We start from the raw sequence: 9726 nt of genomic DNA, 5'->3' as shown, positions 1-9726 counted from the left end.
TCTTGAAAATCTGGTTGAAAAAGAAAAAACACGAATGAAACCGGTGGCGGAATCGGCCCAAACAACTCTTCAGGAATTTCTAGGTCCCAAAATGGCCGATCAAGCCTCTCAGATTTTTGTTTTGTCGGAGGAGGAAATTGCCGCGATTAAGCAACAGATGAAGGTGGAGAAATATGCGAATCCGATCTCAACGCTAATGGGAATCTTAGCCGCCATTCTCCGGATTGAGAAAGAGGAAGGAGCATTTTCCGAGATGGTCGACATTCTCGATAATGTATTAGAGACCCTGATGCTCCGGGGAGATTTCTGGCATTCGAAGAAAGTCCTGGAGTTATTTCATGAGCTGCTAGACCCGACAAGAAATCTTCCGGAGTCTCAGCGGCTTCGTTTGATTCAGTCGATTGACCGAGCGGGTGATCCGCAGAGAATCCGGGCATTGGAACCGGTGCTCAATCAGTGGGGGGCGAAAGATACAGACCAGGTCTATGAATTCTGGCTGCTGCTGAGCAAATATGCCCTCATCCCGTTGATCGAACTCTTAGGACGCTTGACACAAATGAAAATGCGCCGTGTTGTTTGTGAGGCCCTTGTGCATTTAGGGAAGGAAGATATTGAACCGCTCATCCAAAAATTGGATGATCCACGGTGGTTTGTGGTTAGGAATGTCGTCTATGTTCTAGGGAAGATCGGAAAGGAAAAGGTGATTGAGAATTTTCGAAAATTGGTCAACCATAAGGAGGTCAAAGTTCGCAAGGAATTGCTTCATACCCTTGATGGAATGAAGGATCCTCGATCCCTAGAACTGATTGTGGCTTTTCTCAACGATCCCGAGAGTTCGCTGCGCATCCAGGCCATTCGCAGTTTGTCGAGTCACAATTACCAGGCAGCCTTGGAACCCTTGAAAAATGTGATTGAGGAACGGGAATTTGTTCTCCGAGATCTTTATGAAAAGAAAGAAATTTTTGAGGCATTGGGTAAAATAGGCGGGTTATCCATGATTCCTAAGATGAGGAAACTCGTTCGGCAAGGGGGTTCTGCCTGGTTTAAGAAAGCCGTCAAAGAAGAATTGGGATTGTGCGCGGTCCTCACATTGAAACGCATTGGCACCGAAGAAGCCGTTGCCGCGTTGCAGGAGGGCCAATCGTTGTCCAGCAAAGTCATTCGGGATGCGTGTGTAAAAGCCTTGAGTGAAATTGGAAAATCACATGGCGAATGATCCTAAGCAACAGATAGAGCCTTTAGCCAACCGCCAGTTCCTGTCATCCAGAGGGTTCGACGAAGAAATGGCCAAGAAGGGTAAAGAACTGGTTAATCAGTTCTATATTCTGATGAAGACTGCCCAGATTCATGAACCAACAAATGTTGCCATGGAAGCGCCCATCGAAAATGTGTTGCGGACTCTTCGAGCGCTTTGGCAATGGAGCGATGACGCCTATCTCCGACTAGAAGGAGATTATCTTTTTTTAGATGAACTCAAACTCAAGATGGACATCGATGGTTTTACCAGCTTCGCCTCGCTGATTGAATCGCTCAAGCAACTGCGAATCGGTGGGATTCTATTTAAGAGATCTTCAACGGTAGAAGAGTTGAAGCGGTTTGTTTATATTCTGGTGCAGACGGATCCGAGCATCCAGGAGCCGTTTGAAGTGGTTGCGCAACGGATGAAGGCGATGGGGATTGCCTACATCGAAATTGATCCATTTGAAGAAAAGAAGGAAAGCTTCGACGACATTCTTCGAGATACAAAAGAAATGGCCAAGAGCACCTATTTCAGAACAATGACGGCCGTAGCGGAAGTGATGGACAATATCAAATTGGGTCAGGCCGTGAGCGTGAAGCGGGCAAAACGGGTTGTTCAGAGCATGGTCGACTTACTATTACAGGAGGAGTCGACCCTCTTAGGACTAACGACGCTCCGGAGTCACGATGAGTATACTCATCACCACTCCGTCAACGTTTGTATCTTGTCGCTGACGGTGGGACAGCGGTTGGGATACGCTAAAAAGGAATTGACCGAGTTGGGAATTGCGGCCTTGTTTCATGATATGGGCAAGGCCAGTATTTCTCCCGAGATACTAAATAAACCGACAGACTTCACAGAAGAAGAATGGCAGATTATGCGACGGCACCCCATTCTTGGAGTGAAATACATTATTAAATTGAAGGGCATAAACGAGATGACCATTCGAATGGTCACTGGTATATTCGAACACCACTTGAATTACGATTTGTCTGGTTATCCCAAGCTGGATATACAATGGGAGTTAAGTTTACTTGGAAGGATCATTAGTCTAGTGGACTGTTATGACGCTCTAACCTCCTCCAGAGTGTACAATCGCATTCCCTATCCTCCAGATAAGGCGTTGAAGTTTATGTTAAACAAGAGCGGCCGAGCCTTTGATCCAATATTGATGAAAATCTTTGTTAACAGCATTGGCATTTTCCCAATTGGGACATTGGTTCTTCTGGACACAAAAGAGTTGGGGGTTGTAGTTCAGACCAGTTCGCACATCGATCGGATGGATAGGCCCAAAGTCAAGATTATCGCCGATCCTTCAGGAATGGAGGTAGATGGAGATATTATAGATCTCTCTGAACTAAGTGAAAAAACAGGTCATTTTAGAACCAGTATTCTCAAGATCATAGATTCTACAAAGTATAAAGTAGACGTTAGCCGATATTTTTTGTAAGCTAGAACGCCCACCTTGAGGTCCCCCTACAAATATTTATTTCCACTGCATGTTTTAGGCTTGACACCACGAAAAAATATGTGATATGTTATATCCGACTAAAATAGTCGCAGACTCAAATAGTCGTGTTCGAGCGCTTCGGGTGTATCGATGTTGAAATTAAGCAAAAAAGTTGATTATGGTTTGATGGCGATCAGTCATATTGCCTGCTTCGAGGATGATAAAAAGATCGTCAATACGAAGCGAATTGCTGAAGAGTACAGTATTCCTGTTGAATTGCTTGCAAAAATACTACAGAAAATGGCCAAGGGTGGGTTAATTACGAGCTTGAACGGCCCCAAAGGGGGATATGTTCTAGCTAGGGCTCCTCGGGATATTACTGTAGGGCAAGTGGTCAAAGCCATTGAAGGGCCCATTGAGCTTGTTGATTGCTATCGAGGGGGCGCAACTGATTGCCAACAACTTCAAAAGTGCAGTGTAAGAAGACCTATCCGCAGAATACAGGACAGCATTACTCGCTTATTGGATAGTATCACGATCGAGGAAATTACGCGGTTGCCTTAACCGCAATGAGAGGAGTTGAATATGAAGCTGCCTATTTATATGGACAATCACGCAACAACCCCGGTGGATCCACGGGTTTTGGAAGTCATGATACCATATTTTACCGAAAAATTTGGGAACGCCGCCAGCCGTAATCATTCATTCGGATGGGAAGCGGAAAACGCGGTCAATGATGCACGGTGCCAGATCGCGACTCTCATCCATGCGGATCCGAAGGAGATCATCTTCACCTCCGGCGCGACGGAATCAGACAATCTGGCTTTAAAAGGTGTTGTGGAGATGTATCGGGAAAAAGGCGATCATATTGTGACGTCAGTGACGGAACACCGGGCCATTTTGGATACGGCTAAGCGATTAGAGAAACAGGGAATGAAGGTAACCTATTTGCCCGTTGATAAAGAAGGGTTTGTGGATCCCGCGGAAGTGAGCAAGGCCATTACGGATAAAACAATCCTGATTTCGATCATGATGGCGAATAATGAGATCGGCACGGTCAATCCGATCGCTGAAATCGGTCGAATCGCAAAAACGAGGGGGGTTTTGTTCCACTGTGATGCCACACAAGGGGTCGGCAAAATCCCAGTGGATGTTGAAGCCATGGCGATTGATCTTATGTCATTTTCCGCCCATAAGATTTACGGACCCAAGGGAGTGGGTGCCCTCTATGTCCGTCGTAAGAACCCGCGGGTCCGGTTGGCGCCGATGCTAGACGGCGGAGGTCATGAGCGAGGTATGCGTTCGGGCACATTACCGGTTCCTCTGATTGTGGGTTTTGGAAAGGCGTGTGAGATCTGTATGCAGATCATGCCGGAAGAGTCCAAGCGCTTGACCGAGCTTCGGGAAAGACTGAAAGCAGGGATTCTCAAAACCTTGGATGAAGTGTACCTTAACGGGCATCCCACGAAACGCCTTCCCAACAACCTGAACATGAGTTTTGCCTATGTCGAAGGTGAATCCGTCTTGATGGGGTTAAAGGACATTGCCGTTTCCTCAGGATCTGCCTGTACCTCGGCTACGCTGGAGCCCTCGTACGTGATTCGGGCCTTGGGCGTCGGTTCGGACCTTGCGCATTCATCGATTCGATTCGGACTGGGACGATTTAATACGGAGGAAGAGGTGGATTATGTCGTTAAGCGGGTGGTCGAGACCATTCAAAAACTTCGGGAGATGTCGCCCCTTTATGAAATGGCCAAAGAGGGCGTCGACCTTAAAACGGTACAGTGGACGAGAGATTAAGGCAAAGAGGAGGTCAATTCCATGGCATACAGCAATAAAGTGATCGATCACTACAACAATCCCCGGAATATGGGGAGTTTTCCAAAGGAAGAAAAAGAGGTCGGAACAGGCATTGTAGGTGCACCCGAATGCGGAGACGTGATGAAACTCCAGATCAAGGTGGAATCCGGACGCATTGTCGATGCCAAGTTTAAAACCTTCGGTTGCGGCAGTGCGATTGCCAGTTCCAGTCTCGCAACCGAATGGATGAAAGGGAAAACGTTGGACGAAGCAGAAAAAATTAAGAATACCGAGATAGTCCAAGAACTGTCATTACCGCCGGTGAAAATTCATTGCTCCGTTCTGGCGGAGGATGCCATTAAAGCGGCCATTGCGGATTATCGAAAAAAAACCGAGAGCGACAGTTCTGTTTAACCGAAGAGAGGAGGAAACGAGATGATTACATTAACTGAAAATGCGGCCAACGAGGTGAAACGATTGATGCAGGCACAAAATCTGACGGACGTCAATCTACGGATGGGTGTGAAGGGAGGCGGATGTTCGGGGATGTCTTACACGCTGAATTTTGAGTCGGAAACCCGTGAGCAGGATCAAGTCTTCGATGTCCATGGTGTCAAAGTGGTGGTTGATCCGAAGAGCCTTCTCTATCTCGAAGGGACGACGTTGGATTTTGTGAACGGCCTTGATGGCACCGGTTTTAAATTTGTCAACCCGAACGCCACCAAAAGTTGCGGATGTGGGAGTTCTTTCTCGGCCTAACATGGTCGGAAATTCAACCTTTGGATCGGCAGGGATAAAGAGCTGTGTCGCGTGAAAAAGATTCGCTGGCTAGAAGTCTGTGCTGGAATTGTCAATCCGAAGTGGGAGGCGAATATTTCTGTGACCAGTGCATCAAGATTCAACCGGCCGCGTCCGACCTCGATTATTTTCAGCAGCTGGGGCTTCCCCGTCATCTAGCCATCGATCTTCACGATTTAGAACGACGGTTTCATGAGTTAAGCCGGAAGATTCATCCGGATCTTTTCCAACGAAGATCGGACAAGGAAAAAGCAATCAGCCTTCAAAACTCGGCTATGTTAAATGCGGCCTATCGCGCCCTCCGGGATCCGATTCTTCGCGTCGAGTACCTCATTAATCTCGAAGAAGGGGCGGTGAAAGATATCCCGGCCAAAGCCCCTCCCGACTTATTGGAAGAGATTCTGGAACTTCAGGAATCCCTGGAAGAGTACCGACAATTTCGGACGAAGGATCCGCAAAGGAGCGCGGCCCTTCGGGAAACATTGATGACGGAGAGGGAAAAAATAAGTTCCAGGAAAATCGCGGCGGAGAAAGGGCTCTTCCGTCTGTTTGACGAGTGGGATCGGTGGCAGGATCAACGGTATTCTAAAGCGGACGAACCGCGGAAAAATCAGCAGTCGTTACTGCAACGGATGAAAGATTTCCTATCCGTCCGGGCCTACTTAAACACCGTCCTTCGGGATCTGGATGAAGGCCTTCGGGATCTTTCGTGAAGGAAAAAGAAGCATGTCCAAGATTGTGGGAATCGATTTAGGCACCACCAATAGCCTCGTCGCATATATGGACGGTAAAGAGCCGAGGGTCATTGCGGACGGCGAGGGTCGGACGCTTGTCCCATCCGTGATCTCAATCGATGAACAGGGCTGGATTGTCGGGGACAGAGCCAAGAATCGTTTGATTACCCATCCGCAATCGACGGTTTATTCGATCAAGCGCTTGATGGGAAAAGGGCTTTTGGATGCGCAGGAAGAACGAAAATATTTTCCGGTTTCCATGACCGAAAAGCAACCGGGTATTATTCAGGTTGAATTAGGCCCTTACCGATTAACCCCGCCCGAGTTATCGGCGCTCATTCTTAAGGAAGTCAAACAGCGCGCAGAGGAATTTTTGGGGACGTCGGTTACGCAGGCCGTCATCACGGTGCCGGCCTATTTTAACGACAGTCAGCGCCAGGCGACCAAGGATGCGGGACGGATCGCGGGATTGGATGTCTTGCGTATTGTCAATGAACCCACGGCGGCCTGTTTGGCCTACGGTCTCCAGAAAAAAAAGCACGGCGTGATTGCGATTTACGACTTGGGAGGCGGGACTTTTGATATTTCCATCCTGAAAGTTAAGGAGGGCATTTTTGAAGTTCTGTCCACCAACGGGAACACCCATTTGGGAGGAGATGATCTCGACCAACGCGTGATGGAGCAGGTGTTAAAAGAAATCCAGGTTCAATTGGGTCAGGACCTCCGAAAGGATGTGGAGGTGGTCCAGCAGATTCGCTTGGAAGTCGAGAAAGCCAAACGGCGACTGTCCGCGGACGAGGTGACCGACATTGTAGTGCCGCTCAAACAGGGAATTGTTTACCGCCGATCCATGAAACGGGTTGAGTTGGAATCGCTGGTCAAAGATCTGATCGACTTAACGATGGGGCCGTGTCGTCAGGCTCTGGAAGATGCGCGTTTAACGCCGGAGAATATCGACGAAGTCGTATTGGTGGGCGGTGCGACGCGCATGCCCTTGGTGGGCCGGATGGTTCAGGAGTTTTTTCAGAAAGCGCCCCATTCTGAGCTGAATCCAGATGAAGTGGTCGCCTTGGGTGCCGCGGTCCAGGCCGATATCCTGGCGGGCGGTATTCAAAACATGCTCTTGCTGGACGTGACGCCCTTGTCGCTCGGCATCGAAACGATGGGCGGAGTCATGAGCGTCCTGATTCCGCGCAACAGCACGATTCCGACGAACGCCAAGGAGCTGTTCACGACGTTCGTTGACGGTCAGCATTCCGTGGACGTCCATGTCTTCCAAGGAGAGCGGGAGTTGGTCAAAGATAATCGCAGCCTCGCGAGATTTCAGCTTAAGGACCTCGATCCCTTGCCGGCGGGCATGCCGCGGATCGAGGTCAACTTTACGATCGATGCGAACGGGATTCTTCATGTGGGTGCGAAAGACCTTCGGAGCGGACGGGAGCAGTCCGTCGATGTGAAGCCCTCCTACGGTCTCAGTGATGACGACGTAACGCGAATGATCGAGGATTCATTCAAGTTTGCAAAAAGCGATGTCGAAGCCCGGCTCCTGGTTGAGGCGCGGAACGAGGCCGAGACGATTCTTCGTCATACCGAACGGGCCTTAAAACAAGGCGAGCAACTCATCGAACCGGAAGAGAAGCGCCAAATCCAGGACCAGGTGGCGGAACTTAAGCGATCGGTGGAGGGGAACGACCACCGTGTTATTCGGGAACGAATCGAACAGCTAGACAAGATCACGGTTCATCTGGCCGAACGTTTAATGGATTCGACCTTGCAGAGCGGCTTAAAGGATAAAGAACTTTCGGAACTGCCCTGATTCGGTCGAAGGACGGGAAAGACTTTCCATGGAAACAAAAATCGGGAATGTTTTACAGAACAGCCAAGCCGCTATGGAAGGGAACGGCGTCAAAAAGAAGTACAAGGTGACTTTTCTGCCGGTGAATAAGACGGTGGAAGTGGATGAGTCACAATTTCCTTTGCAGCACGACGGAAAGCCGGGTTCTTTGCTGGATATCGCTCTGGCCCATGGGATTACCATGGGTCACAACTGTGGCGGGAACTGTGCCTGTACGACCTGTCACATTGTTGTGAAACAGGGCATGGAAAACCTTTCAGCCATGGAACAGGACGAAGAGGATCGTCTGGATATGGCCGAAGGCTTGACTCTTTCCTCGCGGTTGGGCTGCCAGGCGGTGGTCCAGGGCGATGTCATCGTGGAAATCATGGAAGAGGGCGAAGGCGGGCATTGATCCCTTGGGAGATTCTGGATGGAGTTGGGTTGGCAGGATACAGAAGAGATCGCTTTGAGGTTGATCGACCGCTATCCGGAACTTGATCCTTTAACGGTCCGGTTCACCCAGATGCACCAATGGGTGACGGAATTGTCCGAGTTCAAGGACGATCCCAAGGCCTCTAATGAAAAAATATTGGAAGCGATTCAAATGGCCTGGTATGAAGAATATAAAGCGGCCCACGAGTAGGTATGGGTTACCATACGATGATTGAATGAGAAGATAGAATCAGATCGAGCATTTTTGTGTAATTAATCGGTTCGAATCCCGCGGCCATCCCTCTCTTTTGAGCGTCTTCTTCCAGAACATAGATCTTGACCGGTAGGTCCGGTGTCAAACGAACCGCCTCCTGAATAAGAAGGACAGACAGGTCTTGAGCGGACCCCTTCGCTTCCCTTGAAATGACCGTTAAGGCTTCGGCGGGATTGGCATCTTTTAGCACATGAAGAATACGGACCATCTCGCTCCTCGATTAAAAGATAAAAAATCGGTCGGTCCGTTGAACAAGATCGGCAATTTTCTCAAACGAAACGGCCTGGATGGCATAGTCCGATCCTTCCGGCAGATGGGTCTTGAACGCGTTTTCCTCGACCCAGAAAGTCTGGCCCAATTCTTTGAAGGCGGGGAGATATTTCTGGAGGAGGTCGCCATCGATGAGGTCTTCGGTGTCGACCGACAGCAGAAGCGGGGACCGGTTGAGCAGTACGACCGCCACGGAATGGTCACTGCTGACCAAGCCCAGAGCGATGCGGACGGCCTCCACCGGTCGATGGCTTTCGAGAGGATCGCTTTTAATCAGAACCAGAATGGTATCAGCCATGGAGGGGATCAGTTAAACGAAATGAATTGGTCACAGCCTTTGATCAGGTCGGAGAGAACGACCAATCCGCACGGGGTGGCTTTCCCGGTCAGCGAAACATGGTGGTGCTCCGCTCCATAAGCGCAAACAAATAATTTCAGCCCTTGCTCGGATAACGCATTCAAACGGGGATGATCCATTGCGAGGGTTCCTTGGTCGATCAGATATAAATAAACCTGATAGTTGGCGGCCAAGGCGGTTTCGGTCAGGCGAATGACGGTTTCAAGGTTGGGATGCTTGGGAGGTGTGGATAGAAGAAACCCGAGTTTCTTTTTGCTATAGGTTGGCACGACCCTACTTTAACATCCGCATCTTCAGGTTGTCAATGAACCATCGGCACGACTACAGATTGCACAATACCATGCACGTGAAATCCACAACCTTCCCCCAGACAATCCACAATATATAGGAGGTCTTTAAAATTTTGGGCCCCGTATGTTGTATTTTTCTGCTTGACATGTTTCATGACACATGGTATATCACTTGGCACATCTTAACAAGTTATGGCACTTTACATATGCCACTTGTTGTGATCACGATCGGAACAACACAGT

At 49.2% G+C, this 9726-nt stretch carries 13 protein-coding genes; 10 read left to right on the top strand and 3 right to left on the bottom strand.

Features of this window, described 5'->3' with window-relative positions; genetic code table 11:
* The 10 genes from VLY20_11335 to iscX all read left to right on the top strand — a co-directional run.
* The coding region (locus VLY20_11335) for a HEAT repeat domain-containing protein (GenBank protein ID HUK57242.1) at positions 1–1216 on the top strand (1216 nt) is incomplete at its 5' end.
* Positions 1206–2690, top strand: a complete 1485-nt coding sequence (locus tag VLY20_11330; protein HUK57241.1) for an HD domain-containing phosphohydrolase — start codon at positions 1206–1208, stop codon at positions 2688–2690. The genes VLY20_11335 and VLY20_11330, both read left to right, overlap by 11 nt.
* 150 nt (positions 2691–2840) lie before the next feature.
* Complete coding sequence (locus VLY20_11325; protein ID HUK57240.1) at positions 2841–3254, top strand: Rrf2 family transcriptional regulator; 414 nt, start codon at positions 2841–2843, stop codon at positions 3252–3254.
* Between the two features lie 21 nt (positions 3255–3275).
* A complete protein-coding gene (locus VLY20_11320) occupies positions 3276–4490 on the top strand; it encodes an IscS subfamily cysteine desulfurase (protein ID HUK57239.1) in 1215 nt (404 codons plus the stop codon).
* Positions 4491–4511: 21 nt separating this feature from the next.
* Entirely contained in the window at positions 4512–4904 is a 393-nt protein-coding gene (gene iscU, locus VLY20_11315; protein HUK57238.1) for a Fe-S cluster assembly scaffold IscU, read from the top strand.
* A 21-nt stretch (positions 4905–4925) separates the two neighbouring features.
* Entirely contained in the window at positions 4926–5249 is a 324-nt protein-coding gene (gene erpA / locus VLY20_11310; GenBank protein HUK57237.1) for an iron-sulfur cluster insertion protein ErpA, read from the top strand.
* 44 nt (positions 5250–5293) lie between these two features.
* Entirely contained in the window at positions 5294–6001 is a 708-nt protein-coding gene (gene hscB, locus VLY20_11305) for a Fe-S protein assembly co-chaperone HscB (GenBank protein ID HUK57236.1), read from the top strand.
* Positions 6002–6014: 13 nt separating this feature from the next.
* On the top strand, positions 6015–7838 hold the full coding sequence (gene dnaK / locus VLY20_11300; protein ID HUK57235.1) for a molecular chaperone DnaK: 1824 nt from the start codon (positions 6015–6017) through the stop codon (positions 7836–7838).
* A 28-nt stretch (positions 7839–7866) separates the two neighbouring features.
* Positions 7867–8271, top strand: coding sequence for a 2Fe-2S iron-sulfur cluster-binding protein (locus VLY20_11295; protein ID HUK57234.1), 405 nt, complete (start codon positions 7867–7869; stop codon positions 8269–8271).
* A gap of 18 nt (positions 8272–8289) precedes the next feature.
* Positions 8290–8502, top strand: coding sequence for a Fe-S cluster assembly protein IscX (iscX, locus tag VLY20_11290; GenBank protein HUK57233.1), 213 nt, complete (start codon positions 8290–8292; stop codon positions 8500–8502).
* Between the two features lie 7 nt (positions 8503–8509).
* Here the strand turns inward: iscX and VLY20_11285 are convergent, their stop codons facing one another.
* Genes VLY20_11285 through VLY20_11275 form a run of 3 tightly spaced genes read right to left on the bottom strand, consistent with a single transcriptional unit; the run spans position 8510 to position 9462 of the window.
* A complete protein-coding gene (locus VLY20_11285; protein HUK57232.1) occupies positions 8510–8773 on the bottom strand; it encodes a hypothetical protein in 264 nt (87 codons plus the stop codon).
* Between the two features lie 12 nt (positions 8774–8785).
* Positions 8786–9133, bottom strand: a complete 348-nt coding sequence (locus VLY20_11280; GenBank protein HUK57231.1) for a hypothetical protein — start codon at positions 9131–9133, stop codon at positions 8786–8788.
* An 8-nt stretch (positions 9134–9141) separates the two neighbouring features.
* A complete protein-coding gene (locus VLY20_11275; protein HUK57230.1) occupies positions 9142–9462 on the bottom strand; it encodes a DsrE family protein in 321 nt (106 codons plus the stop codon).
* Positions 9463–9726: the final 264 nt, after the last annotated feature.

The sequence above is a fragment of the Nitrospiria bacterium genome, from assembly GCA_035517655.1.
Lineage (GTDB): Bacteria > Nitrospirota > Nitrospiria > JACQBZ01 > JACQBZ01 > JACQBZ01.
The sequence above is the reverse complement of the archived record's forward strand: the minus strand, read 5'-3'. Positions and strand labels throughout refer to the sequence as shown.

What these genes read in the sequence shown, in the direction of transcription:
- iscU (HUK57238.1), top strand. Translation starts at nt 4,512, where the DNA reads ATGGCATACAGCAATAAAGTGATCGATCACTACAACAATCCCCGGAAT.
- VLY20_11320 (HUK57239.1), top strand. Translation starts at nt 3,276, where the DNA reads ATGAAGCTGCCTATTTATATGGACAATCACGCAACAACCCCGGTGGAT.
- VLY20_11325 (HUK57240.1), top strand. Translation starts at nt 2,841, where the DNA reads ATGTTGAAATTAAGCAAAAAAGTTGATTATGGTTTGATGGCGATCAGT.
- VLY20_11280 (HUK57231.1), bottom strand. Translation starts at nt 9,133, where the DNA reads ATGGCTGATACCATTCTGGTTCTGATTAAAAGCGATCCTCTCGAAAGC.
- VLY20_11295 (HUK57234.1), top strand. Translation starts at nt 7,867, where the DNA reads ATGGAAACAAAAATCGGGAATGTTTTACAGAACAGCCAAGCCGCTATG.
- iscX (HUK57233.1), top strand. Translation starts at nt 8,290, where the DNA reads ATGGAGTTGGGTTGGCAGGATACAGAAGAGATCGCTTTGAGGTTGATC.
- VLY20_11285 (HUK57232.1), bottom strand. Translation starts at nt 8,773, where the DNA reads ATGGTCCGTATTCTTCATGTGCTAAAAGATGCCAATCCCGCCGAAGCC.
- erpA (HUK57237.1), top strand. Translation starts at nt 4,926, where the DNA reads ATGATTACATTAACTGAAAATGCGGCCAACGAGGTGAAACGATTGATG.
- dnaK (HUK57235.1), top strand. Translation starts at nt 6,015, where the DNA reads ATGTCCAAGATTGTGGGAATCGATTTAGGCACCACCAATAGCCTCGTC.
- VLY20_11330 (HUK57241.1), top strand. Translation starts at nt 1,206, where the DNA reads ATGGCGAATGATCCTAAGCAACAGATAGAGCCTTTAGCCAACCGCCAG.